Source organism: Sporosarcina sp. NPDC096371, from assembly GCF_044762865.1.
GTDB lineage: Bacteria > Bacillota > Bacilli > Bacillales_A > Planococcaceae > Sporosarcina.
In genome coordinates, this window is the sequence record NZ_JBIWFE010000010.1 from 96,041 (window position 1) to 122,116 (window position 26,076).

General features: G+C 42.5%; 27 protein-coding genes. 12 read left to right on the forward strand and 15 right to left on the reverse strand.

Annotated elements, in window-relative coordinates:
* Positions 1 to 100: 100 nt before the first annotated feature.
* A complete protein-coding gene (locus ACIQ0H_RS19830) occupies positions 101 to 1,171 on the reverse strand; it encodes an SDR family oxidoreductase (RefSeq protein ID WP_403418727.1) in 1,071 nt (356 codons plus the stop codon).
* A 218-nt stretch (positions 1,172 to 1,389) separates the two neighbouring features.
* On the opposite strand from ACIQ0H_RS19830, the gene ACIQ0H_RS19835 reads away from it, so the two are divergent.
* From ACIQ0H_RS19835 to ACIQ0H_RS19845, 3 genes are all read left to right on the forward strand, one after another.
* Positions 1,390 to 2,616 carry a carboxylate--amine ligase gene (locus ACIQ0H_RS19835; protein ID WP_403418729.1) on the forward strand — a complete coding sequence of 409 codons (1,227 nt, stop codon included), beginning with the start codon at positions 1,390 to 1,392 and terminating at the stop codon, positions 2,614 to 2,616.
* Between the two features lie 3 nt (positions 2,617 to 2,619).
* Entirely contained in the window at positions 2,620 to 3,321 is a 702-nt protein-coding gene (gene cuyB / locus ACIQ0H_RS19840; RefSeq protein ID WP_403418731.1) for a cysteate racemase, read from the forward strand.
* A gap of 140 nt (positions 3,322 to 3,461) precedes the next feature.
* Positions 3,462 to 4,604, forward strand: a complete 1,143-nt coding sequence (locus ACIQ0H_RS19845; protein WP_403418733.1) for a DEAD/DEAH box helicase — start codon at positions 3,462 to 3,464, stop codon at positions 4,602 to 4,604.
* Between the two features lie 162 nt (positions 4,605 to 4,766).
* Here ACIQ0H_RS19845 and map read toward each other — a convergent pair whose 3' ends face one another.
* The 4 genes from map to ACIQ0H_RS19865 all read right to left on the reverse strand — a co-directional run bounded on the left by map (position 4,767) and on the right by ACIQ0H_RS19865 (position 7,109).
* Positions 4,767 to 5,513, reverse strand: a complete 747-nt coding sequence (map, locus tag ACIQ0H_RS19850; RefSeq protein WP_403418735.1) for a type I methionyl aminopeptidase — start codon at positions 5,511 to 5,513, stop codon at positions 4,767 to 4,769.
* A gap of 105 nt (positions 5,514 to 5,618) precedes the next feature.
* Positions 5,619 to 5,735 (reverse strand): hypothetical protein, encoded by a 117-nt coding sequence (locus tag ACIQ0H_RS19855; protein ID WP_403418737.1) that lies wholly within the window; start codon positions 5,733 to 5,735, stop codon positions 5,619 to 5,621.
* 62 nt (positions 5,736 to 5,797) lie between these two features.
* Positions 5,798 to 6,145: a magnetosome magnetite crystal formation protein family gene (locus ACIQ0H_RS19860; RefSeq protein WP_403418738.1), complete on the reverse strand. Its 348-nt coding sequence runs from the start codon at positions 6,143 to 6,145 to the stop codon at positions 5,798 to 5,800.
* A 229-nt stretch (positions 6,146 to 6,374) separates the two neighbouring features.
* Entirely contained in the window at positions 6,375 to 7,109 is a 735-nt protein-coding gene (locus ACIQ0H_RS19865) for a tryptophan-rich sensory protein (RefSeq protein ID WP_403418740.1), read from the reverse strand.
* A 252-nt stretch (positions 7,110 to 7,361) separates the two neighbouring features.
* On the opposite strand from ACIQ0H_RS19865, the gene ACIQ0H_RS19870 reads away from it, so the two are divergent.
* Both ACIQ0H_RS19870 and ACIQ0H_RS19875 read left to right on the forward strand, forming a co-directional pair.
* On the forward strand, positions 7,362 to 9,170 hold the full coding sequence (locus ACIQ0H_RS19870) for a M3 family oligoendopeptidase (protein WP_403418814.1): 1,809 nt from the start codon (positions 7,362 to 7,364) through the stop codon (positions 9,168 to 9,170).
* Between the two features lie 7 nt (positions 9,171 to 9,177).
* A complete protein-coding gene (locus tag ACIQ0H_RS19875; RefSeq protein WP_403418742.1) occupies positions 9,178 to 9,723 on the forward strand; it encodes a GNAT family N-acetyltransferase in 546 nt (181 codons plus the stop codon).
* Positions 9,724 to 9,821: 98 nt separating this feature from the next.
* On the opposite strand, the gene ACIQ0H_RS19880 is transcribed toward ACIQ0H_RS19875, so the two are convergent.
* The 3 genes from ACIQ0H_RS19880 to ACIQ0H_RS19890 all read right to left on the reverse strand — a co-directional run bounded on the left by ACIQ0H_RS19880 (position 9,822) and on the right by ACIQ0H_RS19890 (position 11,958).
* Entirely contained in the window at positions 9,822 to 10,397 is a 576-nt protein-coding gene (locus ACIQ0H_RS19880; protein WP_403418744.1) for a beta-class carbonic anhydrase, read from the reverse strand.
* Positions 10,398 to 10,475: 78 nt separating this feature from the next.
* Positions 10,476 to 10,616 (reverse strand): hypothetical protein, encoded by a 141-nt coding sequence (locus ACIQ0H_RS19885; RefSeq protein WP_403418746.1) that lies wholly within the window; start codon positions 10,614 to 10,616, stop codon positions 10,476 to 10,478.
* A 109-nt stretch (positions 10,617 to 10,725) separates the two neighbouring features.
* Positions 10,726 to 11,958, reverse strand: a complete 1,233-nt coding sequence (locus ACIQ0H_RS19890) for an aminopeptidase (RefSeq protein WP_403418748.1) — start codon at positions 11,956 to 11,958, stop codon at positions 10,726 to 10,728.
* Positions 11,959 to 12,146: 188 nt separating this feature from the next.
* Between ACIQ0H_RS19890 and motA the strand changes: the two genes are divergently transcribed.
* Positions 12,147 to 12,965, forward strand: a complete 819-nt coding sequence (gene motA / locus ACIQ0H_RS19895) for a flagellar motor stator protein MotA (protein WP_403418750.1) — start codon at positions 12,147 to 12,149, stop codon at positions 12,963 to 12,965.
* Positions 12,949 to 13,710, forward strand: a complete 762-nt coding sequence (gene motB / locus ACIQ0H_RS19900; protein WP_403418752.1) for a flagellar motor protein MotB — start codon at positions 12,949 to 12,951, stop codon at positions 13,708 to 13,710. Before motA ends, motB begins: the two co-directional genes overlap by 17 nt.
* 270 nt (positions 13,711 to 13,980) lie before the next feature.
* On the opposite strand, the gene ACIQ0H_RS19905 is transcribed toward motB, so the two are convergent.
* On the reverse strand, positions 13,981 to 14,202 hold the full coding sequence (locus ACIQ0H_RS19905; RefSeq protein ID WP_403418754.1) for a DUF1128 domain-containing protein: 222 nt from the start codon (positions 14,200 to 14,202) through the stop codon (positions 13,981 to 13,983).
* 69 nt (positions 14,203 to 14,271) lie between these two features.
* Positions 14,272 to 15,654 (reverse strand): alanine/glycine:cation symporter family protein, encoded by a 1,383-nt coding sequence (locus ACIQ0H_RS19910; RefSeq protein ID WP_403418756.1) that lies wholly within the window; start codon positions 15,652 to 15,654, stop codon positions 14,272 to 14,274.
* Positions 15,655 to 15,872: 218 nt separating this feature from the next.
* On the opposite strand from ACIQ0H_RS19910, the gene ACIQ0H_RS19915 reads away from it, so the two are divergent.
* Together ACIQ0H_RS19915 and ACIQ0H_RS19920 are read left to right on the forward strand one after the other, a co-directional pair.
* Positions 15,873 to 16,229, forward strand: coding sequence for a YtxH domain-containing protein (locus ACIQ0H_RS19915; protein ID WP_403418758.1), 357 nt, complete (start codon positions 15,873 to 15,875; stop codon positions 16,227 to 16,229).
* A 37-nt stretch (positions 16,230 to 16,266) separates the two neighbouring features.
* Positions 16,267 to 17,265 (forward strand): YihY/virulence factor BrkB family protein, encoded by a 999-nt coding sequence (locus ACIQ0H_RS19920; protein ID WP_403418760.1) that lies wholly within the window; start codon positions 16,267 to 16,269, stop codon positions 17,263 to 17,265.
* A 47-nt stretch (positions 17,266 to 17,312) separates the two neighbouring features.
* Here the strand turns inward: ACIQ0H_RS19920 and ACIQ0H_RS19925 are convergent, their stop codons facing one another.
* The 3 genes from ACIQ0H_RS19925 to ACIQ0H_RS19935 form a co-directional block, all read right to left on the reverse strand.
* The gene (locus tag ACIQ0H_RS19925; protein WP_403418762.1) at positions 17,313 to 19,217 is read right to left on the reverse strand and encodes a heavy metal translocating P-type ATPase; all 1,905 of its coding nucleotides are present in this window, start codon (positions 19,215 to 19,217) and stop codon (positions 17,313 to 17,315) included.
* Positions 19,218 to 19,642: 425 nt separating this feature from the next.
* Positions 19,643 to 21,181 (reverse strand): fumarate hydratase, encoded by a 1,539-nt coding sequence (locus ACIQ0H_RS19930; protein WP_403418764.1) that lies wholly within the window; start codon positions 21,179 to 21,181, stop codon positions 19,643 to 19,645.
* A gap of 20 nt (positions 21,182 to 21,201) precedes the next feature.
* The gene (locus tag ACIQ0H_RS19935) at positions 21,202 to 21,378 is read right to left on the reverse strand and encodes an SE1561 family protein (protein WP_403418766.1); all 177 of its coding nucleotides are present in this window, start codon (positions 21,376 to 21,378) and stop codon (positions 21,202 to 21,204) included.
* Between the two features lie 489 nt (positions 21,379 to 21,867).
* On the opposite strand from ACIQ0H_RS19935, the gene ACIQ0H_RS19940 reads away from it, so the two are divergent.
* Complete coding sequence (locus ACIQ0H_RS19940; RefSeq protein WP_403418816.1) at positions 21,868 to 23,046, forward strand: MFS transporter; 1,179 nt, start codon at positions 21,868 to 21,870, stop codon at positions 23,044 to 23,046.
* 30 nt (positions 23,047 to 23,076) lie between these two features.
* Here the strand turns inward: ACIQ0H_RS19940 and ACIQ0H_RS19945 are convergent, their stop codons facing one another.
* Positions 23,077 to 23,880 carry a polysaccharide deacetylase family protein gene (locus ACIQ0H_RS19945; protein WP_403418768.1) on the reverse strand — a complete coding sequence of 268 codons (804 nt, stop codon included), beginning with the start codon at positions 23,878 to 23,880 and terminating at the stop codon, positions 23,077 to 23,079.
* Positions 23,881 to 23,927: 47 nt separating this feature from the next.
* Complete coding sequence (locus tag ACIQ0H_RS19950; protein WP_403418769.1) at positions 23,928 to 24,836, reverse strand: TIGR01777 family oxidoreductase; 909 nt, start codon at positions 24,834 to 24,836, stop codon at positions 23,928 to 23,930.
* Between the two features lie 98 nt (positions 24,837 to 24,934).
* Between ACIQ0H_RS19950 and recX the strand changes: the two genes are divergently transcribed.
* Both recX and ACIQ0H_RS19960 read left to right on the forward strand, forming a co-directional pair.
* Positions 24,935 to 25,747, forward strand: coding sequence for a recombination regulator RecX (recX, locus tag ACIQ0H_RS19955; protein ID WP_403418771.1), 813 nt, complete (start codon positions 24,935 to 24,937; stop codon positions 25,745 to 25,747).
* Positions 25,737 to 26,069: a YfhH family protein gene (locus ACIQ0H_RS19960; RefSeq protein ID WP_403418773.1), complete on the forward strand. Its 333-nt coding sequence runs from the start codon at positions 25,737 to 25,739 to the stop codon at positions 26,067 to 26,069. The genes recX and ACIQ0H_RS19960 overlap by 11 nt, the downstream gene beginning before the upstream one ends.
* The last annotated feature ends 7 nt before the right edge of the window (positions 26,070 to 26,076 follow it).

The following is a 26,076-nucleotide window of genomic DNA, read 5'->3' on the forward strand; positions in this document are numbered from 1 at the left end:
TGAATAACTAACTACTTTAGGATATCATTACCTAATTGTGGGTGTCAACACTATTCTGAACAATTTAAATTAATATTAATGTAGTTCATTGATCAAGTCGTTAGGTGATGTCTTCCACACGGACATCGAAATAAGCATTAATGATCATTTGCATAGTTTGTTGGGACATAGCAAGATGTTTAATAGTTGTCCCTTCAATCAGTTGCTGTGTGTTGCTGTCGTCAAAATGAAACGAACGAGATAAGTAGGCATTGAAGATGCTAATCATGCCGTTTAATCGCTGTTCTTCAGTCGTCAACGTTTGTACGTCAACATCTTCAATGATTTCCAGTTGGTTGAAATCAAGTGCATTCTTAATCATGGTTAACAGATCATAGTTTGTAGCGGGTGATGGATTTGTTATGTTGTAAATCATGCCAGCTTCCGCCTTTTTCGCCGCGAGCGCTAAAATATCGGCAACGTAATTGACGGGTACTAGATTTGACGTGGAGTCTTTACTGCCGATGACGTGGTAGATCGTCTCCACATTGTCTGTTTTTCTTAAGACTCTTCGTTTGAAGACATCGAGCGCGCGCATGAAACCGTAAAGGGTAAATTCGGAATCCGCTTCGCCTGTTTCAGAATCTCCAACGATGATGGAAGGCCGGAAAATGGATACAGCCATCTGATCAGCATAAGAAAGGACGAGATGTTCGGACTTTACCTTGCTTTCCTCATAGGGGTTATGGATGTCTGCGTCGATAGGGTACAATGCTTCCACACCATGGGTCCGCTTTCCGACTGTGTAGGCTGTACTGACATAAATGAACTGTTTGACCTGTAAGGTTGAGGCAAGTTCGAGTGCATGTTCAGTCCCGCCGTAATTGACTGCGAATAACTCTTCTCGCAATTCCTCATCGAATTTGACAAGGGCCGCTATATGATAAAAAAGGTCAACTTTTTCTGTTAATTCTTGAATGGTTTCTTTCGTCAATCCGCAAAATGGTTGTGTAATATCTCCATGCAAAATCGTAATCCTTTCATCTGCTCCCTCCGAAAGACTAGCGACCAACCGTTTTGCTTTTTCGATATCCCGGACAAGTACAAATAATGTATGATCAGTTGTTGCAAGTAAGTTATTGAGCAATTTACCGCCTAAAAAACCAGTAGAACCTGTTAAAAGAATTGTCACTCTAAATCCCTCCATGAATGGAAGTGGGAATGGCCCCTTCCGTTACTACTTTGATTATCGCATAGACTGCTCCAAATGTGGAAAGTTAACGACGGAATACCCATAAGAATAGCGTGTCAGGGGATGTAGAATCGGACATGTGATACATAGCGTGTTCAGGCGTCGTATGATAAAATAGGTAAGTATTCTATTTAAATAAGAGAAACGAGTGACAACATATGACAGTTAAAGACCAACCATTCTTGCCGATTTTATTGGGCTCGGACATGAATGCATACGGGATGGCACGTTCATTCCACGAAGCGTATGGCATTAAACCACTTATCTTAGGACGTGCCAAATTAACTGCAACTGAAAATAGTAAAATTCTTCACTTTCGTGCTATTCCACGATTAAATGAGCAAGATGTATTTTTGCCAGCAATCCTAAAAATCGCAAGTGAATTTAAAGGTCAGAAACTTCTTCTCCTTGCTTGTGGGGATGATTATGCAAAATTGATCATTACAAATAAATCTAAACTTACACCGCATTTTGCTGTGCCATATATTGATCAGAAATTGATGGAACGCATTGTACTGAAAGAGAACTTTTATAATGTATGTGAAGAATTTAATTTTGCCTATCCTAAAACGGCTCTTTGTACGTATGAAACGAAAGATACATTCACTATCGATTTTAACTATCCAATTATTATTAAAGCATCTAATTCCGTGGCTTATTGGAACTGTTCATTCCCCGGTAAAAAGAAAGTATTTGTTGCCCACGATGAAGCAGAAAAGACTGCAATCCTGACTGCGATTTATCAGTCCACTTATAAGGATAACTTGACGATTCAGGAGTTCATACCAGGGGATGATTCCTACATGCGCGTGTTGAATGCCTATGTTGGGAAGGATGGAAAAGTTAAGCTTATGTCACTTGGGAATCCTATTTTGGAAGAACATTCTCCAGAAGGCATTGGCAGTTATGCAGCCATCATTAATACATTCGATGAAGCGTTATTGGATAAAGTCCGCTATTTCCTAGAGGAGATTGGTTATATTGGATTTGCCAACTTCGACATGAAATTAGATATGCGTGACGGGCAATATAAATTATTTGAGATTAACTTGAGAAATGGTCGTAGTAGCTATTATGTATCTGCTAGCGGACATAACCTTATGAAATATGTAGCAGACGATCATATATTTAATAAGCCGCTTGAACTTACCTATGCGAAAGACAAGCATCTATGGCTCATTATTCCCAAAGGCGTCTTGTTTAAATATACACAGAATGACAAGTTGAAAAAAGAAGCGAAGCAGCTGATTGCACAAGGGAAATCGACGAACTCACTCTTTTATAAACCCGATTTCAATTTGACTCGCTGGGTAAAACTCATGATGAATAACTTAAATTACTACCGGAAATATAAAAAATACTTTAATAATAAAGGATTGTCTTAATGTATGACTAAGAAAACGCTAGGCATTATTGGTGGGGTAGGTCCGCTTGCAACTATGTTGATTGGAGAAATGATTGTCAGATTGACAGAGGCGGAAAAAGACCAAGATCATGTCGACATGATTATTACCAATAACCCACACATTCCCGATCGCACCGCATTTATTTTAGGTAAAAGTGATAAGGATCCGGTGCCGGTAATCCTATCAGATGCGGAGCGACTTCGTGTAGCAGGCGCTGAGATTCTCGCAATCCCATGCAATACGGCGCACTCCTTTTTTGGGCAAATCAAAGAAGGAACGGATCTGACAGTCATCGATATGATTGGAGAGACTGCGGCTAGGGCTGCCAGGGATGGGGCAAAGCGGATTGGTATCCTTGGGACAACAGGGACGATTATAACTGGGGTTTATCAGACTGCGTGTGAGCGCTATGGTATGACGGCTGTCGTGCCTGATGAGCATATTCAATCTGTCGTCATGTCACTCATTTATGATGATGTGAAAGCTGGAAAGCCCGCTGATCGTGAAAAGTGGTCCATCATTAAAGCTGCGATGGATGAAGCAGGTTGCGATAAAGTGATTCTTGGCTGTACGGAATTATCAGTTGTGAATCAGGAACTAGCACTCGGTGCTGAATGTATCGATTCGCTTCTTGTCCTCGCGGAAACGGCGATTGAAAGATGCGGTCATACACTTAAAGGGTGAAAGAACGTCTGGAAGCAGGATGATTAGCTTCTGGGCGTTTTATCATTTCCAGCGATGTCACAAAATCTAACGATAGATAGTACGTGCGTTAGGACCTATTGTGATACACTGAAAAGACTAGAGTGAAGGTGGAGATAAGAATGTCCTTCTTGGAAAATATGGATGATCAGTTCAAAAATAAGTGGAAGTTCGAGCACGAAATGCCAATCCAAACAAAATTGATCCCTGAGATGTTGGCAGGGAAAGACATCGTTGCGGAGTCGCCGACTGGATCGGGTAAGACACTGGCTTTCGTTTTGCCGATTTTACAGTTGGTCGATGGCGATAAAAAACAGACCCAGGCACTGATTATAACGCCGTCACAGGAATTGTCGATGCAAATCGTCAACGTGATTCGGGAATGGGTTGAAGGAACAGGTATCACTGTTACCCAACTAATCGGTGGGGCTAATATGCAGCGCCAGATTGAGCATTTGAAGAAAAAGCCAACGATCGTTGTTGGAACGCCGGGCCGCCTGGCGGAGCTTGTGAAGGTGAAAAAATTAAAAATGTACGATATTCGCCATATCGTTTTGGATGAAGGAGATCAGCTCCTGTCGCGCGATCACCGTGTGGTTGTAAAAAATATGATTGAGGCAGCAAATCCGGATAGACAAGTGGTTGCCGTATCAGCGACAATTACTGAAGAAATTGAAGTCGTGGCTAGTAAATTTATGAATGATCCGATTTACATTCAAGTCGGTGCGGAAGACATGCCGAAATCAGGTAAAGTTGTCCATTCATTTGCGAAGACAGATGTGCGGGATAAGACCGATGTATTACGCGGAATCTCTCATTTAAAGGGAATTCGTGCCCTTGCATTCATTAATAACGTCGATCAGTTGCGCATGAAAGAAATGAAATTGAAGTACAACGAGGCACCGATTGCGGTTCTCCATTCTGAAATGAAGAAGTTTGAACGCCAACAAACATTGGAGAACTTCCGTAAAGGGGAGTTACGTGTGCTAATCGCAACGGATCTTGCAGCACGTGGGCTGGATATCGATGGCTTAACACATGTTATCCATGTAGACGTTCCCCATACGATTGAACAATACTTGCATCGCTCAGGTCGGACAGGCCGTGCAGGCGAAGACGGAGAAGTATTGACACTGTTGTCTTATGCGGAAGAGCGCGATTACCGTAAGCTAACAAAAGGCATTAAAACGGTCCAGAAAGTTTGGTACAAAGGCCAACTGTCGGAAGGTAATTCGAAAACAGTGGGGAATAGTAAGAAGAAATAATGAAATGCGGAGGGTGCCTGCTAGATACGACAAGGAGGAAGGATGAAATTCAATCCTTCCCTACTGAAGCGACTCAAGCATCTGGCACCCGTAGCTAGACAATAACCAAAAGGGCTACCTTCTGAACCGATACGGATTCAGAAGGTAGCCCTTTTGTATATATTATAGTTGAGTTAAAATGATCGGCTCGCCTTTTGTGACGATAACCGTATGCTCGATTTGTGCGACGAAGGAATTATCAGGCGTGACAAATGTCCAACCGTCTCCTAATTCGATAATACTTTCTGCTTTTTCGGAGATGAACGGTTCTACTGCAAGGACCATTCCTTCCTTCAGAAGTGTTTTATCCCAAGCATCATAATAGTTCAAAATATGTTGTGGTTCTTCATGTAGAGATTTTCCGATACCGTGCCCCGTCAAGTTTTTTATGACAGCCAATCCGTGGCTTTTTGCCTCACGTTCAACAGCTTTACCGATTTGGTTTAGGCTGGCACCCGCTTTTACTTTTGTCATCGCCCGCTCGAAAGCGCTCTTGGCAACATCGCAAAGCTGTTGTTTTTTGTCGTTAGGAGTTCCAACGACAAAAGAAATGCCTGTATCAGCAAAATAACCGCCATATGAGCCAGAAACGTCGATGTTAACTAGATCGCCGTCTTGAATGACACGGGAGCCTGGAATGCCGTGTGCGACTTCATTATTGACACTGATACATGTGTAACCAGGGAAATCATATTGATCGATTGGTGCGGAGATAGCCCCTTTTTCTTCAAAGAGACGTCCACCAAGCTCGTCAATTTCTTTTGTTGTTTTACCTGGGACGGTAGCTTCTTTTAACGCTTCACGGATTTCAGCAACAATTTTGCCGATTTTTTTTAACGCTGCGATATCCTGTTCTGTTTTTGCAATCATTTTGCACAAATCCTTTCTGCGTTCGTTTTTTTCTATACCATACTATATCATATTGCGGCGCAGAAAAAAGCCTGCAAACTTTTTAATGCTTTGCAGGTCGTCAGATTATTTTTTCGGAATTGTCGCATTGGAGCCTTTCTTATTCGCGATTACTTTTCGCACGATGGGATAGACGATTGGGGCTACTTTAATCGCCGTTTTAACTAATTTACCAAGATTCAATTTCATTCTCTCCTAAGTACAATATTTGTTATGCTATTCCCGCTATAGGGGTGTGATAAACCTCATCTAAACACTTTGACACCTTGTATGATGTTCCAAATTACTATAATGATGAATAGAAGACCATAGATCAGTGAGAATAGTACCGGGGCGAATTGCCAAAAGCCAAAGCCAAAGTTTTCGCTGGGTATCCCGCTCATTCGATTTGTAAAAGAAAACATCGAAAAGGTAAGAATAATAAAACCGGCGATAAGTAGCACAACCGGAACAAGATGTGATACGAGAGAGCGTTTAGCATGGAATTTAATTTCCCGGTCACTTGTAATGAAATAAATGATGAGGGGGAGAAGTAAGGGGGCAAAAAAAACACTGAAATAGCATAAGGCAGCCAATATTTTGTTGTTTTGCAAGAGTATCCCTCCATTAATGATTAACTGTATAGGTTTTTATCATACCTGTTAATCATCTTGCTTAAAGAATCTCTATCTTATACAATGCGCTAGCTAATTGTATAGCTTGGACCGCAAAATGGGCTATTATGGCTGAGATTGGACAATTATGTCTCCGTTGCTATTCAGCTTGTCTCCTTTACCAGCATAAAAAATCGCCCTTCTTCTTATTGAAAGTAGGGCGATTTTATCATGTTTTAGACGTTAGTTGTTTTCGTTTCAAAAAAATAACGACTCCGATTGTAGCAGTTAGAAACAGTGCAACGGCTGAAACAAATAACTCATCCATCCCGTTTTTCACCGCAATGCCGATAAATGCCCACATGAATACGGTACCTAAGGCGATATCAGCATGATGATAGAGGAAATGGTGTGCAATTGCAGTAGCAAAAGTTAAGTAAATTACCGCCCATAATGGATCACTTAACCCCCAACCAGACCAATCGTGTAGGGTAAGGACATAACTGATATTGGCAATGGTCATGATGAAAATCCAACCTAGGTTGACGGCGATGGGTACTCTACTGGAAAATTGATTGTCTTTTTTTTGATAAGTAAAATAAATGGCAAGTAGCGTAACCAGTAGCAAAGCCATGAGGACAATTGTCCAAGTAAAGAAACCAGAATGCCAAAGCAATGTCCACGCAATATGGAGTAGGCAACTGATAACAAATAGGGTAGCTCTCCAATTTTGTAGCGTATGGCTAACATGTACATTGTTTCTGTTGAAGTTATATAGCCAGTAGGCAAGTAACACGTAAATGATAGCCCAAAGAGCAAAAACATATTTTGCAGGCATCACAAGCACGGGTAATCTGCTTGCAATTTCTACAGTTGTACTTCCGTTAAAAGGTATTATATTGGTTGCTACATTGACAAGTACAGCGGCAATGAGCGAAAGGGTCATTATTATCATTCTGTTCATATGAAAAATCCTCCTATTGACTAGTATACATAGGAAAGGCGGAACCTGCGAAGGAAAGTGTGAAGTTTCCGTCACAAATGTACTGAATGTAAGAAAAGGTCTTCACTTGCCCAGCTGAAGGGCTAAAAAACAAAAAAAGTTCTGCATGTGAACAGGCCGAAGCGAAGGTGTAATTGACTAATTTCGCAAGCCGAAGTTTCATGTTATAATTAAATTGCATTTTTAGAAAATTTGGAACGGTATAAGGGGGACATGGAGTTGGCGCAACAAGCATATTCTGAAGTATGGGATCTTGATGTATTTTTTAAAGGTGGAAGTGAATCGCAACAACTGCGTACGCATCTGGATGGTTTGAAAGACCAGCTCGCTTCATTGGAGGAAACAGCTCGTGCATTACAAATACCGGTGTCGGTGGATGCAGCAAACGAAGTAGCAAATCTGATTAATTCTATAAGAGACGTGGCACTGGATCTATCACAGGCGGGCGCAGTCATCGGTTGTTTCCTAGCAGCTGATACAACAGATAAAAAAGCGTTGATCCATCAAGGAGAAATAAGCACATTAGGCGCGAGATTCTCGACAGTGATGTTGACCATTCAACAAACACTCGCTAAAACAGATGCGGATACATGGAAAGGTCTCATGGAGTCGGCTGAGTTGAAGGAATTTGCATTCGTGTTGGAGGAGTGGCGCGAAGAAGTTGCGCTGAAGTTGTCCGAGGAAGAAGAAAGTTTAATCACATCGTTAAGCGTCGATGGCCTTCAAGGATGGGGTCAATTATATGACTTGCTTGTCAGGGATATTAAAATTAAGATCGATGTCGATGGCGTGGAAAAAGAACTATCTGTTGGGCAAGCCAATAATTTAAGTTCACATGCGAGTGCTGATGTACGAAAGCGTTCATTTGAAGCGTTAGAAGAAGCATGGGGAGAAAAAGAAGATTTCTTCGCTTCTGCATTAAATCGAATTGCTGGATTTAGATTAGCCGTATACAAAAAACGGGGATGGGATTCTGCTTTAAAGGAGCCTCTACTGCGTAACCGTATGAGTGAAGAAACACTCGATGCGATGTGGAGCGCCATTGGTTCCCATAAGGCACCGTTCGTTGACTACTTGAACGTCAAGGCGAAAATGTTGGGTACAGAGAAGATGAACTGGTATGACATGGATGCGCCAGTGTCGGCATCGACGAAAAAGCTATCGTACCAAGAAGGTGCAGAGTTTATTTTGCAACACTTCGGAGAATTTGGTCCTGAGCTAGAAGCATTCTCAAGGAAGGCGTTTGAAGACAGCTGGATTGAGGCGGAAGATCGTCCTAACAAACGACCGGGCGGCTTCTGTACAGGTATGCCGAAGTCGGAGCAGTCTCGTATCTTCATGACCTATAGCGGAACGATGTCGAATGTTGCAACACTTGCGCATGAGCTTGGTCACGCATTCCATTCGTATGCATTACGTCCAGTTCATTGGATGAATCGCCAATATGCAATGGGTGTTGCAGAAACTGCATCGACATTTGCAGAAATGATTGTTGCGGATGCTGCGGTGAAAGCAGCGGAAACAAATGACGAGAAAATCGCATTGTTGGAAGATAAAATTCAGCGTAGTGTGGCATTTTTCATGAATATTCATGCTCGGTTTTTATTTGAAACAAGATTTTATGAAGAACGTAAAAACGGTATCGTTTCTACAGAACGATTGAACGACTTGATGACAGAGGCGCAGCAAGAGGCTTATGGGGATGCACTTGATACAACACATCCACACTTCTGGGCATCCAAGTTGCATTTCTATATTACGGGTACGTCTTTCTATAACTTCCCCTATACATTTGGCTACTTGTTCTCGTTAAGCATTTACGCCAAAGCGCTAGAGGAAGGCGAAGGGTTTGAACAGAAATATATGGCGCTACTGCGTGACACTGCAGTGATGAGTGTAGAGGATCTTGCGATGAAACATCTGGGTGAGGATATTACGCAACAAGCATTTTGGGCAAAAGGCGTAGCATTATGTGTGAAAGACGTCGAGGAGTTCATGGAACTTACTTCAGTCAAAGGGTGAGTAGATATTGATTTTACTTGATGGGGAAACGTGTTACTTACGGATATTGACGGAGCAAGACGCATCGCTTTTCACTGAATTGCTAACGGCAAATAAAGATTATTGGACTGTTTTTGAACCACGAAATGATTCCAGTTATTATAGTGTTGCCGTTCAAAGAGAGAAAATAAGAGAATCTATTTATCAGATGCGAGATCGAAGAGAATATAATTTTGGAATCTTTGATAAACAGACAGATCGACTGATTGGACATATCTCGCTGTACAGCATTAAAAGATTGCCTTTTTCCAGTGGGTTCGTGGGATATTCCATCGATGAAAGAGAGATAGGGCGTGGGCTAGGAACGGAGGCTGTTCGTCTTGTGACTCATTTCGCTTTTGGGAAAATGGCCTTACATCGCGTGGAGGCATTCGTTTCACCCCGTAATATCGGTTCTATGAAAGTGTTGGAGAAGGCGGGCTACTCCCAGGAAGGTCTAATGCGCAAACTTTTATATATTAATGGTGTCTGGGAAGATCATTATATGTACGCAACCATCGAGGATGATTTTTGAAAGGGTAAGAATGTACTGCGAAAATGGGCAATAAAGATAAAGAGCCGATACCTGTGAAAAGGATCGGCTCTTGTCTATTTCCCGGGGAATAAGTCGTGTTATTCCTTAGTCATGAAAGCATACCCATCGACAATAATATCGAGTTTTCCCGTATCCGGGTGAGCCACGAGTCCATGAATGGGTACCTTTTTATCCATCAGGGGATGGTTTCGAACGGCGTCTACACTCATTCTGACACTTTTTGTCACATCTTCAAAGCCATGAAGCCAATCTTTCATGTCGATGCCGGAATATTTTAGCGTAGTGAAAAGGCTTTTATCTATACCACGATCAACCATCTCTCCGATGATTTTTCCCGTATCAATTGAGCTCATTCCACAATCGTGATGTCCAACGATGTATACTTCATCGGCTTGCAGTTCATAGACAGCGATTAGTATGCTTCGCATAATCCCACCAAAAGGGTGTGTGACGACCGCACCGGCACTTTTAATAATTTTGGCATCGCCATTTTTTAAGTTCATCGCTTTAGGTAATAATTCTGTTAGTCTCGTATCCATACACGTCAAAATGACAATACGTTTGTCGGGAAACTTTGTCGTTGCATACTGTTCATAGTGCTTTTCCGTTACAAATGAGTCGTTGAAATTAAGAATTTCCCCAAGAATAGTCATGGCAACCTCCAATAGTTGTGATTAGTTTTATATTACAGAAAAAGATGTAAAAAGAAAAGAGCTGCCTATTGGCAACTCTTAAAATTTTGTTTCAGGTTTTGGATCAACTATTTCTGAATCGACTGCTATGAAAGCTGTCTGGAGACTTCTCATGATAAATAACCCTGAAATACCCATAACGACCATGAAACCGATGACTGTTGTGAACATTAAGCCCATATATAAGACCCCTCTCTGACAGTAATAATTCATTACAACTATCATTATACAGTAAAAAGGCAATTAAATTAAGAGGGATATGAAATGTTTATCTAATTTGTGAAGATTATTAGAATGCCCAGTTGCCTTTGTTGAAAACAGGCTCCGTAGAACCATCGTCGAATATTCCGTTAATATCCATTTCATCAGACCCAACCATGAAGTCTACGTGGGTAATACTTTGGTTTAACCCGTTTGTTTCAAGTTCTTCGCGTGCCATTTCTTTTCCACCCTCGATACAGAATGCATAGGCACTTCCAAGTGCAAAGTGATTTGAAGCATTTTCATCAAATAGTGTGTTGTAGAAAAGCAAACCGGATTGCGAAATTGGTGAGGCGTGTGGGACAAGGGCTACTTCGCCAAGATGTTTGGCACCTTCATCCGTATCAATCAGACGTTGTAACACTTCCTGACCTTGTTCTGCCGAAACTTCTGTTACACGACCATCTTTGAATGTGATTTTGAAGTTATCGATGATATTGCCGCCGTAACTAAGCGGCTTAGTGCTGGATACATAGCCATTAACGCCCGTTTTCAAAGGAACAGTGAATACTTCTTCTGTAGGCATATTTGCCATGAATGTATGACCTTTTTCGTTGACGCTACCTGCACCACACCAAAGATGTCCTTCAGGTAACTCGACTGTTAAGTCCGTGCCAGGCGCCGTGTAATGAAGTTTACGGAACCGTTTGTTATTAAGATAATCCACTTTTTCATGTAAGTTATTGTCGTGTTCAACCCATGATTGAATCGGGTCTTGTTGGTCTGCACGTACTGCTTTGAAAATAGCAGTCCAAAGTGCAGAAACTTGTTCGTTTTCTGGCAGATTTGGGAACACTTTTGCTGCCCATGCTACGGATGGTGTTGCAATGACTGTCCAGCTTATTTTATCGGATTGAACATATTGACGGTATTTATCGAGTGCTTGCCCAGCTGCTTTTTGGGAATCCGCAATACGTGAAGGATCAATCCCTTTCAACAGATCGGGGCTTTGGGAAACGATGCTCATGAATGCCGCACCTTTTTCCGCAAGTTGTTCACGTTCCATTACCTTCCATTCAGGGAATTCAGTAAAGGAATCAGCTGGTGCTTTTTCAAAACGTAAGCGGGAAACGACATCATCGATCCAATCTACGATTACGTGACGTGCACCTGCATCATACGCTTTTTCTGTCACAAGACGGACAAATTCTGTTGCCTCAGTGGATGCGCTAACATAAAGAATTTGATTCGGTTGAATATTGACCCCTACATTTACTGCAAGTTCGGCGTAGCGTGATAATTGCTCTTCAAAAGTTGACATGAATAATTTCTCCCTTCCCTATCATCTTTTATAATAGCAAGATAACTATCTAGCCTGCAACGTCTAAATAATTAGACAGGTTGTGAACATTTACTAAAAGTTACTATATTTAATCTAACAGTCTACCTAAAGAAGTTGAGAAAGATGCCGAAATAAGAAGAAGAATGGAATATTTGGAGGTTCAAAGTATGGATTTTTCAACAGTTTTTGGGCTTATACTAGGAGTTGTCGCTCTCTTTGTTGGGATGGCCATGAAAGGTGTTACACCAGACAACTTGCTGAACTTAGCAGCTATCCTCATTATTATCCTTGGGACAATTGCATCTGTCATTATTGCTTTCCCAATGAGTGAATTGAAACGTGTACCAAAACTTTTTGGCGTGCTCTTTAAAGAACAGAAACTTGTGTCGGACGCTGAAGTTGTTCGCATGTTTTCTGGCTGGGCAGATGTTGCACGACGTGAAGGACTGTTATCGCTAGAGGCAAAGACGGACGATATTCAGAATCCGTTTCTGAAAAATGGTCTTGGGCTGGCGATTGACGGTCAGAATGCCGATTATATCCGTGATGTTCTTAGTGAAGAAATTGATGCAATGGAAGATCGCCATGCGGCTGGGGCTCTCATATTCTCGCAGGCGGGTACTTATGCGCCGACGCTAGGCGTACTAGGAGCAGTTGTAGGACTGATCGCAGCACTTAAGAATCTGAATGATATTGATGCGCTAGGGCAGGCGATTTCTGCTGCGTTTATCGCTACTTTGCTTGGTATTTTTACAGGTTACGTTCTTTGGCATCCTTTTGCGAATAAGTTGAAACGTAAATCTGGCGAAGAAGTCCGACAAAAAACGATGATGATTGAGGGGATTCTCTCTGTACTTGAGGGGGAGGCACCACGCGTTATTGAACAGAAACTTTCATCTTATTTATCTGCTGAAGAACGCCGAAAACTGGCTGTTAAAAATGAAGAAAGTAAGAAGGAGGAGAGTTCGTTTGCAGAAGAGACGTAAGAAGAAAAAAGAGGCTCATCATGTTGATGAATCATGGCTATTGCCATACGCCGATCTTCTGACTCTTCTTTTCGCACTATTCGTTGTACTTTTCGCCTCCAGTACAATAGACGAATCAAAATTTAGTCAGATTTCATCGGTTTTTAATGAGATTTTTGATGGTGGCAATGGTGTGATGGACAATGCAGCATCTGTACCTATCGCCGTACCGAAAGATACTAATGGTACGAGTGAGGAAAATACATCTTATTTAGAGGACCAGAAATCACTAGGTGAAACTCAAGATCGAGTGGATGAATATATTGCAGTGAATGAATTAGAAAATCAATTTGAAACAGAAATGACCGATGAAGGGCTACTGATCACGATTAGAGATAGTATCCTTTTTAGTCCGGGTAAGGCGACGATTCGTGAGGAGTATAAACCGATTGCTGGGGATCTCGCAGATTTACTTATTTTTGATCCACCCCGTCAGATCGTTGTTACAGGTCATACGGATAATGTCCCGATGAACAATGCTGAATTCCAGTCAAACTGGGAACTTAGTGTAATTCGGGCTGTGAATTTTTTGAAAATTATTGTCGATAGCGGTAATATTAATCCGCTGCTCTTTAGTACAAAAGGGTACGGGGAGTACCACCCAATTGCATCAAATGACACAGCGGAAGGCCGAAGTAAAAATAGGCGGGTAGAAGTGCTTATCCAGCCATTGGTTCTCAAAGATGGGTCAGCATTTGAAAAATAAAACCCCATAAAAAAATTCACAGGCAGTATGACCCGCCGGTGAATTTTTTTGTAGTCTAGACTCCAGCGCCTAGCCCCTCGAGTCGCTTGGGCCTACAGGATGTAGGTCATGCAGTCGTTGCCACAGGACGTGGCGTTTTTAGACTGCCTACCCCTTGAAGATAAAGGCAAAGAGCGCCTTTTTCTTCAAGCCTTCCAGCAGGGAAGGATTGAACTGCATCCTTCCTACTTGTCGGGGCTGAACAGGTGCTTGCGCTTTTGTTCTTTATAATTATTTTCGTAATGAGCCAAGTTCTGCAACGATAGCTTGCATTTCATTTGGAGTAATCGTAGTGCGTTTCATAACCATTTCATACATATAATGCAAATCCTCATATTGTGCGGTACTGAAATTTTCAGCTTTCATAGCGTCTACGTTGACCATACGAAGTTTATCTTTGATTTTCTCAATCATATATACGACGTTTTCTGGCGTTGGGTTAGATAAATCCATGTATTTTGTCCACCTTTCATTAGCTTGGAACTAATCATTTCATTAATCTAACAGGGTGTCAACTGAAAGTTAAGCAGCTTTCTTTGCTGCCTCCTTCGCCTCTACCTTCGCGGCTTCCTCTTCTTTTATTTTTACATGGAAGCGTTTCGTTTCATAAACAATCACACCAGATAGCCCAAGGAGTCCGATTAAGTTTGGAATGGCCATTAGTCCATTCATGACGTCGGCGAATGTCCAAATAATATCCAGGGATACTGTCGCACCTACAAAGATGAATGCAACAAAGGCAAGACGATAGAAGAGAACGTATTTTTGGTTAGGTACTAAGTATTGGAAGCATTTCTCTCCGTAGTAGCTCCATCCCAAAATGGTAGAAGTGGCAAAGAAAATGAGTCCAATTGCAACGACATAGGGACCTGTGCTGCCCAGGAATGTACCGAATGCTGCTGCAGTAAGATCTCCTGGTTCGATGGCTGGATTTTTCCATTGACCTGACATAACAATTGTTACACCTGTAATTGAACAGATAATAATCGTATCAAATAGTACTTGTGTCATTGAAATAAGTGCTTGGCGACCAGGCATATCCGTTCTTGCAGCAGCGGCTGCGATTGGAGCAGATCCAAGACCGGCCTCATTTGAGAATAGACCGCGGGCAACCCCGAAGCGAATAACGGTACCGATGGCCCCACCTGCGAGTGCCTGTCCACTGAATGCATCTGAGAAGATAAGCCCAAACGCTGCCGGAACAAGGTCGAAGTTCATGACGACAACAATGGCACCCGCGATAAAATAGAACAGTGCCATAATAGGAACGAAAAATGCTGTAACTTTTCCGATTGATTTAATACCACCAAGGATAACGAGTGCTCCGAAAATAACGAGCCCAATTCCCGTAGCGTAGTGTGGAACATTAAAAGTAAGTTTCATGACGTCTGCCACAGCTTTTGCTTGTGTTCCGTTCCCGATACCGAATGCAGCAAGCGCACCGAAAAGGGCAAAAAGCACACCAAGCCATTTTTGTTTCAATCCATGTTCAAGATAATACATCGGTCCGCCTGCCATTTGACCATTGGCATCTTTGACCCGATATTTTACAGCAAGAATGGCTTCTCCGTATTTTGTGGCCATGCCAAAAAATCCGGCTAGCCACATCCAGAAAATTGCTCCCGGTCCCCCCATGACAACCGCGGTCGCAACTCCGACGATATTCCCGACCCCAACTGTAGCAGCCATGGCTGTCATCAGTGCCTGAAACTGCGATATATCCCCATCTACTTTTTTATCATGGTTTCTCGAAAATACTTGTTTTAAAGAATAAGGAAGTAAGCGAACTTGAATAAACGAAAGTCGAACCGTTAGAAAAATCCCTGTCCCGACTAGTAAGATGAGTAGTGGTGGCCCCCAAATAATATCCCCAGCACTTTTTAAAAAATCGTGAATTGCTTCCATCTCCATACCCCCTTTGATTAGTTTGACTGCTACTGGACATTCAATTCCCCGGTGAACACGTCCTTCCTTTCAATCTAGTATAGTTACTACTATTGTTAATATTCCGAAAGTTTAAAGCTTTCGTCAAGCCTTTTTTTCTTAAGTTGTCAATATTGTTTGTTTCCCTTTGCCACAGGGTATAATATATATGCGAATTAGTTGAAAATGGAGGGTTTAATATGAGTAGTAGTAAATTCGGTAAATGCATTTTTGTAGGTGCGCTTGTAGGGGCTGTTGTGAGTATGTTTGACAAAACTACGCGCAAGCAGGTAACAGAAAAGTCGAAGGAACTCGTGTTAGGTATCAATTTTTATACCCAAAATCCAGATGTCCTTAAATCAAAGGTAATGGAGAAGAAAGAAAAGTTTCAGACGCTTTATGAACAACTGGCTGGGGATGCAACATACATTAAAGCGCAAGTAGAGGAATTGAAAATATTGACGCCGCAAGTGAAAGACATTGTGATGGATACGAAAGATACATTTGTGGAGTCAAAAGATGAATATAAATCAATTGTCAACGATAGTTTAGGGTAAGCAAACTTTGAAATGACGCAGTGAAGGGGGAGAGGGTGTGAAAGACAAAAAGCGTTTAACTCCCAAAGATAGCGATGAAGAGAATGTGGGGAAGGTAAGACAAGTGATCAACGGTTTGGTGGGAGATACTGAGATTATGAAGTTTTACGATGACGTCATAGAAGGGGATCTTGAAAAATTTGACGTTACAACGACGCAGGGCTTTTGGAAAGAGCTATTGATTCGGATAAGGAAAGTAGATATAACAGGACTTGCTTCTCAGCTCGCCTTTTTTTTTCTGCTGTCATTGTTTCCACTTCTTATCTTCCTCATTACATTGTTGCCGTTTTTAAGTATTGATGAAGCACAGGTTTTTTTATTTATTCGGAGTTATGCTCCAGAAAGTGTCGCCTTGCTTATTGAGAATACGTTGGCCGAGGTGCTCACCAATCGAAACGGTGGTTTGCTGTCCATTGGCGCACTTGCGACAATTTGGTCGGCATCTAAAGGTGTGAACGCACTTACGAAGGCGTTAAATTTGGCTTATTATACAGCCGAGACACGCTCATTCATCGTCACGCGCGCTTTGTCATTAGTTTTTACCGTTTTACTTATTGGAGTCTTTCTGATTGCACTGACTTTATCGGTATTTGGGCAACAAATTGGCGTATTTGCATTTTCAGTTTTGGGGGTAGAAGAAAGTTTTCTTGCCTTTTGGGATAGTTTACGATGGGGTATACCACCCGTTCTTATTTCCCTTGTATTTGTAGTCGTTTACTGGGTAGTTCCGAATTTAAAACTGCGTTGGAAAAGTGTGATTCCAGGTGCATTATTTGCAACAGTGGGATGGATACTTACTTCTTTTATCTTTTCATTTTACGTCGGGAATTTTGGGAATTTCTCAAATACATATGGAAGTATTGGAGCGATTATTGTCTTGATGTTGTGGTTATACTTTTCGGGAATTATTTTGATACTCGGTGGGCTACTTAATGCCGTCATGACCGAGCGGGAAGCGGTAAAATTGGCAAGAGCAAAAGGTCGTGCGATCAAGTGAATGCACGACCTTTTTTCTTATGCACTCCATGATGAAGTGGGAGCCGCCTAATCTATCCGATTGAGCATTCGTAAACCATTCAATATGACAAGAATCGTACTGCCTTCGTGGCCGATGACCCCAAGCGGTAAATCGACGAATTGCATAAAGTTTGAAACGATGAGTACCGAGATGACTGCAATAGAAAAGAAGACATTCTGTTTGACAATTCGCTGCATCTTACGAGAAAGCTTGATGGCATAAGAAATCCGTGTCAAATCGTTTTGCATTAGAACGATATCGGCTGTTTCAAGTGCGACGTCAGTTCCTTCGCCCATCGCAATGCCAGATGTTGCCGTTGCAAGGGCAGGTGCGTCATTAATGCCGTCTCCGACCATTCCGACAGTCTTATATTTGGCAAGTAAGTGTTTTATATGATCAACTTTCATGGCTGGTAAACAGTCTGCGACGTACGAATCGAGTCCTGTTTCTTTGGCAATGGCGGCAGCTGTTTTTTCATTATCCCCAGTGAGCATCACTGTGAAGATACCTACGCTTTTCAACTCTTTGATTGCCTGTACGGCTTCTGGACGTACAGTATCTTTTAGGGCGGCAGCAGCGACAATTCCTTTTTCGTCCTTCATGTAGATGACGGTTTTCCCTTGATCTGCAAGTGCGAAAGCAATTCCTTGTTGAAAGCTTTCTGCTAACTCTTGGCCAACGAAGCGTGGGTTACCAATGAGTAATTGTCCTGCTTCTGTGACTGCTCGGATGCCGTGACCGGGTACGTCTTCGATTTGAAGATTACGGGTTAATGTCATTCCTTTATCTGTTGCATAATTTGTAATCGCGATAGCAAGCGGGTGATTCGATTGAGATTCGATACTTGCGAGTACCGTTAAGATTGCGTCTACATCTTCACCATCGCGTACGAGGAAGTCCGTAACAACAGGTTTTCCATTCGTCAATGTCCCGGTTTTGTCAAAGGCAATGGTGTTGAGGGAGCCAAGATGCTCAAGATGAACGCCGCCTTTAAAGAGCACCCCGCGTTTTGCCCCGTTTGAAACTGCTGCAAGCGTAGCGGGCATGATGGATGCAACAAGTGCACATGGTGAGGCAACGACAAGCAGGACAATGGCGCGGTAAATCGTTGTTGTCCAATCCCATCCGAATAAGAAGTGGGGAAGGAACATCATCACCAAAACAGCAATGATGACAATTTTAACGTAAACCCCTTCAAATTTTTCAATAAATTGCTGTGACGGCGATTTCTCACTCTGTGCACTTTGGACAAGTGTAATGATTTTCTGAAAAAGTGTTTCGGAACTTGGTTTTGTCATCTTCACTTGAATCGCGCCACTTAAATTGACCGTGCCAGCAAACAGTTCGTCACCCGTTTCCTTTAGAGTTGGAATCGATTCACCGTTAATGGCAGACATATCGATGGACGTGGTGCCGTAAATGATGACCCCATCGACAGGAATCCGTTCACCTGGTTTGACAAGGATAATGGATCCGACTTTCAGGGAGTCAGTCGGCACTTTGTATTCGCTACCGCCATCTTGAATGAGCCATGCTTCTTCCGGCTGTAATTGCATAAGGGCGGAAATTTCTTTGTGGCTTTTATTGAGTGTATACGTTTCTAGGGCACCGCTAATTGCAAAGATGAAAATAAGGATGGCACCTTCCGCCCAGTAGCCGATTAGGGCGGAACCAAATGCGGCAAAAATCATTAGCATTTCGACATTCAGTTCCTTATTCTCAATCGTTTCTTTAATGCCTTCTCTCGCTTTAGCGAATCCTCCGATTAAAAAGGCAATGATGTAAAGGGTGACGGGAAATGCTTCGACCCCACTTTTACTGCTCAGCCATGCTACGCCGATGAGGATTCCTGAACCAATGGCAGCGATGAGTTCAAGATGTTCGAACCACTGGGGGGCTGTTTGTTTTCTTTCTTCACTGATAATATTCATATGAATGACCTCCTTGTTGAGAATGACTATCAATTTCATAACCCTTATTAAAATACAAAAGTCGATTCCTGTTAGAGGAAATCGACTTAATGGATCTATTTGATATCAGTTATAATATAATAATCATTATTATCTATAGTGTAGCATAGGCGAATAGAAAGTGTTACAAATCAGCTTGTAAAAAAGATTAAAGATGCACTATAGGATATGCCGTATGAAAACAAGGATCAGGGCACACAGGCGACAACGCATACATACAGCACGCAGCGATTGACGAACCCAACACCAAAGCTAAAAAAATGCCCTGCGTTCGGAAATGATTCCGATGCAGGGCATTACTCTATTCGTATTATATAATCTCGTATTGTAGGAAACGCTGCGACATAGTGATTTTGCATCTAGACGGCACCATGCGCATTTGTTCTTTAGCTAAATACTTTTTCTTTAAACTGTGCCAGTTTCTCAAGTGACGACTTATCCACATCGGCGTGTAAACTATTGCCGTGTGAGTCCATCGTAACGACCGCTGTGAAGTCCTCAACACGTAGGTGCCACATTGCTTCAGGGATGCCGAATTGAAGCAGGTCGACGCCTTCAACAGCTTTGATGCAGTCGGCATAATATTGTGCAGCTCCGCCGATTGCGTTGAGGTAGACACCGCCATGTTCTTCAAGTGCAGCAAGTGTTTTAGGACCCATGCCACCTTTACCAATGACGGCACGAACGCCGAACTTTTTCATGATGTCGCCTTGGTACGGTTCCTCACGCGCTGATGTTGTTGGACCAGCGGCTTTAATCTCATAGCCACCATCTTCTGTCTTCGCGACAACAGGGCCGCAATGGTAGATGATGTGTCCGTTTAAATCGACAGGTGAATCGTTTTCGGAAAGATGTTTATGAATCGCATCGCGACCTGTATACATACGTCCAGAAATTTTAACAACGTCGCCAACTTTTAAGTCACGAATTTGTTCTTCTGAAATCGGTGCAGTAAGCTCTACAGTACGAGCAGATGATTGCTCATCTTGCTTGTTATCTTCTTGTGTGAAGGCAATCTTTTCTCCATCATTATAATGCCAGTTTGTAATTTTCCCAGATGTTGCATCGATATCGACAGCCATCCGGCGGTAAGCCCAGCAGTTATACGCGACGGAAACATAGAAGCTAGCTGGAATCCGATGCATGACGCCTACTTTACAACCAAGAAGAGTCGCTTCGCCACCAAAGCCCATTGTGCCGATGCCAAGTTTGTTTGCAGATTCTAAAATGTAAGCTTCAAGCTCTGCTAATTTGTCGTTAGGATTCACGTCATCCACTGCACGGAAGAGTTGTTCTTTTGCTAGGTCGTAGCCTGAAGCACGGTCGCCACCGATTCCAACGCCGATGAAACCAGCCGAACATCCTTGTCCTTGTGCTTGATAGACAGAATGCAAAACGCATTTGCGAATGCCGTCTAGGTCGCGTCCAGCACGTCCAAGCCCATCAAGTTCAGTAGGGAGGCTATATTGGATGTTTTTATTTTCACAGCCGCCGCCCTTAAGAATTAGTTTTACTTCGATGTGATCTTGTTCCCATTGCTCAAATTTCACAACAGGGACACCTTCACCAAGATTATCACCGCTGTTGTCGCCTGTAAGGGAGTCAACGGAGTTCGGGCGGAGCTTCGTATCTTTTGTTGCTTGAACAATCGCCCGTTTAATGGCTGCTTTGATTTCAATCTGGTTCACGCCGACTGGTGTTTTAACTTTAAATGTAGGTAAGCCCGTGTCCTGACAGATTGGAGACATTTTTTCGTCTGCCATGTTGATATTTTGAGCGATGGTGTCTAAGCTCATTGCGGCGCGTGTACCCGCATCTTCCTGTTCTTTCGCCGCAAGGATCTTCCGCCGTACGTCTTTCGGAAGGTTTGTGGATGTTTCGCAGATGAGGTCATACATACTTTTTTCAATTTGTTCTATGTACATGCTCAAATCCCCCTGGATGGTTAGTTATTTGATTTTATCTTTTCGACTTGTTCTTCAAGTTCGTCTATCATGCTGATGAGTCGATCGATTTCTTGTAAATCTGCTGTTTCAGGTTCAATTGTATCGAGTGTTTCAAGGAATTGATGGAAGCGTGTTTTTAATCCATCAACATGGTTGTTATCTTGTGCTTTGTCCAATCCGTACACCTCTTTTCATTACTGTAATCGTAAACGAAAAAACGGAACTTTTCAACTTACTACGGTTAGTTATGCATCAGTCGGTTATCATGAACTTTTGTTTGTACAAAGGTAGAATAAGGAATTGAAATAGAACTTTAGAATGAATTAACGATTAAACTTAACAGAACATTTACAATACAAAGATTACATGCTATGATACATGTAATCAAACGAAAGGGAGGCCTAGAGTAGAAACGAATCAAATCCTGTTAATAAGGAGGGGATCCGTAAGTGTCAACCGGCTAGATGCCGACAGACGACTACGACTTATGTTAATGGAAAATGAAAATGAGGATTCAATTCATACGTAAAGGCTCAGCCGTAATCTGGTAAACAGATATGGACTGGGCCTTTATGATTGAGTAGGAAATAATCAAACACTATTTGTAATACGTTCCAATATGTTAACATCAACTAATGCTTAACAATTTAGGGAGCGTTGGAATGATGGATACTTTTTCGCAAGTAGAGAAGAAACGTTTTTGGATACTTGTCATCATCGTGTCAATCTCTGGATTTTCACAGGGAATGTTACTGCCACTCATTTCGGCCATCTTTGAACGTGACGGTGTGTCGAGTGCGCTGAACGGGTTGAATGCGACAGGTTTATACATAGGAACACTTCTAGTGTCTCCGTTCATGGAGGCACCTTTACGCCGCTTTGGCTACAAGCCGATTATCATCGGTGGCGGGATACTTGTTTTTAGTTCTTTACTGCTATTTCCATTATGGAAAAGTGTCGTGTTTTGGTACATATTAAGATTGCTGATTGGCATAGGTGATCATGCCTTGCATTTTTCTACCCAGACATGGATTACAAGTTTTTCTTCGCAACAAAGGCTAGGTCGTAATATTGCGATTTACGGATTGTCATTTGGGGCTGGATTCGCGGTGGGACCGTTATTTGTGCCGCTTGTTAATGTCTTTGAAGGATTGCCATTCATCGTCTCTGGTATCCTTTGCCTCCTGGCATGGTCTCTTGTCTTTAAGCTGAAGAATGAATTTCCGGATGTTATGAAGGGAAAGGCTGCTACAGACCGTTTTTTCACTCGATTTAAAGCAACGATTGCTGTTGCATGGCTCGCGTTTCTTGGCCCATTCGGCTACGGGTTTCTGGAATCCTCTCTTAATGCGATGTATCCGGTGTATGCATTGAGAAGCGGAATAGATCTTACATATGTATCACTTATTCTTGTGTCATTTTCCGTGGGAGGGATGGTTTCGCAAATACCTCTGGGGATATTGTCCGACAAGATCGGTAGACGTCCAGTATTTCTGCTGGCACTTGGGGGAGGAGCGCTGTCGTTCTTCGTAGCAAGCACCGTAGAGACCTCTATCATTGCCGTCATGTCGATGTTTTTTGTTGCTGGCCTGTTTGTCGGCTCGATTTTCTCGCTGGGTATATCGTATATGTCCGAAATGACGCCGAAGCACCTGTTACCAACAGGGAATTTATTGTGTGGGATCTTTTTCAGTGTCGGAAGTTTGACGGGGCCTTTCCTTGGCGGTCTTTTTCTTGAATTTGAAGCGAGTTTTAGTTTCTTGTTACTGATTTCTATTTTCTTGGGGACCTTATTCGTTGTGTCACTAATTAAAAAGGGACAATCAAACAGTCCAGTAGCATAAGAAAAAGCGTCCAAGTCCGGACGCTTTTTTTTATCTAAAAATGGCGTGAACGTTTTCATATTCCAACACAAGATCGTCAAGTGTATGGAATGCGTAACCCGCTTTCTTGGCATCTTGAATAAAGGACGGTAACGCTTGTGCATTATCAGGTGACACGGTATGCATTAAAATGACGGCACCTGGATGAAGCTGTTTCATTAATTCACCGTAGGCGTAATCGCGACCTCGAGGCTTATCCCTGTGCCAATCAATGAAGGCGACCGACCAGAAAATATGTCGATACCCCAGTTCGTTCCCTTTGGCAAGAAGCGCGTCATTAAATACCCCTTCAGGTGGTCTTGCGTAGACAGTTCGTTTGACACCGGTAAGTTGCTTCAACAGCTCGTCGAACTTGGTCCATTCTTCCTCCATCCTTTGTTCGGATAGATTCGCCATATTCGGGTGATCATAAGAGTGGTTTCCAATGCCATGACCGTCTTTGATCATCCTTTTAACGAGTGGTGTAGCACTTTTTAAATAGTGACCGGTAAGAAAAAACGTAGCTGGAACGTCTTCCTTTTTTAATGTGTCTAAAATACTTTCGGTATAGCCGTTCTCATAGCCATTATCGAACGTCAAGTAGACAATTTTTTCGTCGGGTTTTCCCTTGTAAATCGCCCCATACTTGTCGAGCATCGAATCGAGTGCAGCGCCTGCGTTCGGTGGGACGCCATCCGTCGCTTTTTTAAATCCCCAATGGAATTCTTCCGCTTCAGTAGAAAATGGATTTAATACCAGTCCCGCTAAAACAATAAAAGCGGCTATTAGAATTCCGGGGCCATGCCGTTTGACCATAAAGAATGCACCTTCCTTTTTTGGTAGGATGTGCGCAAGTGAATAAGTTATACGTCGTCGATTAGGATGTTTTTTAGAGCCGATTCAAGTGTAGGAAATGTAAATTCAAAACCGCTGTCTAGTAACTTTCTAGGCAAGACATGCTGTCCTTGGAGGACGAGCGCACTTTTCTGACCAAGTGCCAGCTTCATGGCAAATGAAGGGACTGGTAACCAGTGAGGGCGATGCAAAACGGCACCAATTGTTTTCCCGAACTCATTCATCCGTTTAGGATACGGTGATGTCGTATTTACGGGACCTTGTAGATGGACATTTTCAATAGCGAAAACGATGGCTCGAACAACATCTTGAATATGCATCCAAGAGATCCATTGTCTGCCGGATCCAACTTTGCCACCTGCAAATAATTTGTAGGGCAATACCATGGGCGGCAAAGCCCCGTCACCTTTTCCGAGAACAACGCCAAATCTCATGAAGACGGCGCGCGTTTCTGGGAATGAAACCATTCCGGCTTTTCTTTCCCAATCCGCTACGGTCTTGGCGAGGAAATCATCGGCAATCGCTGTCGCCGACTCTGTATAGATTGTATCTTCCGAAGCAGGATAGATGCCAATTGCACTTCCATTGACAAGAACGGAAGGTTTTGTTGATAAAGTAGAAATGATGCGCAACAACTCATCCGTAGCATTCATTCGACTGTCGTAAATTTGTTGTTGATGTTCGGAAGACCACCGGCCAGCATTGATGGAAACGCCGGCGAGATTGACAAAGGCATCCGCCGAACCAATCTCCTTTTCAGGCTTGGCTCCGGGGTGAAGCCATTGTACGTAACGAATGTTTTCTGTGCCTTTTTTTACTGATCTCGATAAAATCACGACTTTATGCCCTTCGTGCACAAGGAAATCTGTCAATGTACGCCCGATAAACCCTGAGCCGCCTGCAATGACGATTTTCATCCTCTGACACCTCCAAAATAATCTTCTAGATGAATCGATTAAGCTGAACCCAAACGATAGAACATGTATACTGATAAAGAGTAGGGGGTTATGCAACAATGCCTGTCATTACGAAGATAACACAACAGAAAAAAGATCACGAACGATACAATATTTTCCTAGATGAAAAATACGCATATAGTGTCCATGAGTCTGTACTTGTTAAATTTGGGTTAACCAAAGGCATGACGCTTGAGGACTGGTCCATTGATGACATGGTCTATGAAGATGAAATCCGCAAAGCATTCAATCGGGCGCTCCATTATCTTGGTTTTAGAATGCGTAGCGAATTTGAAGTAAAGAAAAAGCTGTTGGAACTTGATTATGGAGAAGCCATTGTGCTGGAAGCAATTGTGAAATTGAAAGAACTTGGCTTCTTAAACGATGAAAATTTTTCGGAAGCTCTTCTACAAACACAGAAGAACTCATCAAGTAAAGGTCCGAGGGCCATTCAACAAGAGATGCAAAAAAAAGGTATTGGGAAGGAGCTGCAAGACAAAGTGCTTGAATCCTATTCAGAAGATGAACAGCTTCAAATTGCATCAAAGCTTGCAGAAAAGGCGGCAAACGCCAATCGATCCGTGGCCCCCGCACAATTGAAACAAAAAATCCAAAATGCCTTGCTACGTAAAGGGTATTCATTTGATATTATTAAACAAGCGCTCGATAGTATCGACTTCGATCGGGAAGATGATGAATGGACAGGAATTACCGAATCAATCGGAGAGAAGGCTTGGCGCCGGTATAGTTCGAAATTTAGTGGACGTAATTTACATAATCGAGTGAAACAGGCCATGTATCAAAAAGGCATTCCGTTCGAGCGAATCGACGCATTTATTGATAAGAAGGAGAATGAGGAAAATGGAGACTGAGAAAAAGTATAGCCAGATGACGGAGCATGAGTTACGTACAGAAATCGGAAAGATTATGGAAAAGGCGCGGAAAGCAGAGCAACTTGGCATGGTCAATGAGTATGCGGTATATCAGCGAAAAGCAGTTATGGCACAATCTTATTTAATCGACCCGAAGACCATTAACAAAGAAGAAATTTATCGAATTGATGGCGATGAGGGAGTGTTCTTCCACGTCGACTATTTAAAAGGTCGATTTGCTTGGGGCTATCGATTAGGTGGCGAACGGGCAATGGAGGCATTGCCGATTGCCATGCTAAAGTCTGTTAAAGAAGGTAAATAAGAAAAGG

Excerpts from the sequence above, each read along its gene's own strand:
- ACIQ0H_RS19835 (WP_403418729.1), top strand. The coding sequence starts at position 1,390 with ATGACAGTTAAAGACCAACCATTCTTGCCGATTTTATTGGGCTCGGAC.
- cuyB (WP_403418731.1), top strand. The coding sequence starts at position 2,620 with ATGACTAAGAAAACGCTAGGCATTATTGGTGGGGTAGGTCCGCTTGCA.
- ACIQ0H_RS19845 (WP_403418733.1), top strand. The coding sequence starts at position 3,462 with ATGTCCTTCTTGGAAAATATGGATGATCAGTTCAAAAATAAGTGGAAG.
- map (WP_403418735.1), bottom strand. The coding sequence starts at position 5,513 with ATGATTGCAAAAACAGAACAGGATATCGCAGCGTTAAAAAAAATCGGC.
- ACIQ0H_RS19865 (WP_403418740.1), bottom strand. The coding sequence starts at position 7,109 with ATGAACAGAATGATAATAATGACCCTTTCGCTCATTGCCGCTGTACTT.
- ACIQ0H_RS19870 (WP_403418814.1), top strand. The coding sequence starts at position 7,362 with ATGGAGTTGGCGCAACAAGCATATTCTGAAGTATGGGATCTTGATGTA.
- ACIQ0H_RS19880 (WP_403418744.1), bottom strand. The coding sequence starts at position 10,397 with ATGACTATTCTTGGGGAAATTCTTAATTTCAACGACTCATTTGTAACG.
- ACIQ0H_RS19885 (WP_403418746.1), bottom strand. The coding sequence starts at position 10,616 with ATGGGCTTAATGTTCACAACAGTCATCGGTTTCATGGTCGTTATGGGT.
- ACIQ0H_RS19890 (WP_403418748.1), bottom strand. The coding sequence starts at position 11,958 with ATGTCAACTTTTGAAGAGCAATTATCACGCTACGCCGAACTTGCAGTA.
- motA (WP_403418750.1), top strand. The coding sequence starts at position 12,147 with ATGGATTTTTCAACAGTTTTTGGGCTTATACTAGGAGTTGTCGCTCTC.
- ACIQ0H_RS19905 (WP_403418754.1), bottom strand. The coding sequence starts at position 14,202 with ATGGATTTATCTAACCCAACGCCAGAAAACGTCGTATATATGATTGAG.
- ACIQ0H_RS19910 (WP_403418756.1), bottom strand. The coding sequence starts at position 15,654 with ATGGAAGCAATTCACGATTTTTTAAAAAGTGCTGGGGATATTATTTGG.
- ACIQ0H_RS19915 (WP_403418758.1), top strand. The coding sequence starts at position 15,873 with ATGAGTAGTAGTAAATTCGGTAAATGCATTTTTGTAGGTGCGCTTGTA.
- ACIQ0H_RS19925 (WP_403418762.1), bottom strand. The coding sequence starts at position 19,217 with ATGAATATTATCAGTGAAGAAAGAAAACAAACAGCCCCCCAGTGGTTC.
- ACIQ0H_RS19930 (WP_403418764.1), bottom strand. The coding sequence starts at position 21,181 with ATGTACATAGAACAAATTGAAAAAAGTATGTATGACCTCATCTGCGAA.
- ACIQ0H_RS19940 (WP_403418816.1), top strand. The coding sequence starts at position 21,868 with ATGGATACTTTTTCGCAAGTAGAGAAGAAACGTTTTTGGATACTTGTC.
- ACIQ0H_RS19945 (WP_403418768.1), bottom strand. The coding sequence starts at position 23,880 with ATGGTCAAACGGCATGGCCCCGGAATTCTAATAGCCGCTTTTATTGTT.
- ACIQ0H_RS19950 (WP_403418769.1), bottom strand. The coding sequence starts at position 24,836 with ATGAAAATCGTCATTGCAGGCGGCTCAGGGTTTATCGGGCGTACATTG.
- recX (WP_403418771.1), top strand. The coding sequence starts at position 24,935 with ATGCCTGTCATTACGAAGATAACACAACAGAAAAAAGATCACGAACGA.
- ACIQ0H_RS19960 (WP_403418773.1), top strand. The coding sequence starts at position 25,737 with ATGGAGACTGAGAAAAAGTATAGCCAGATGACGGAGCATGAGTTACGT.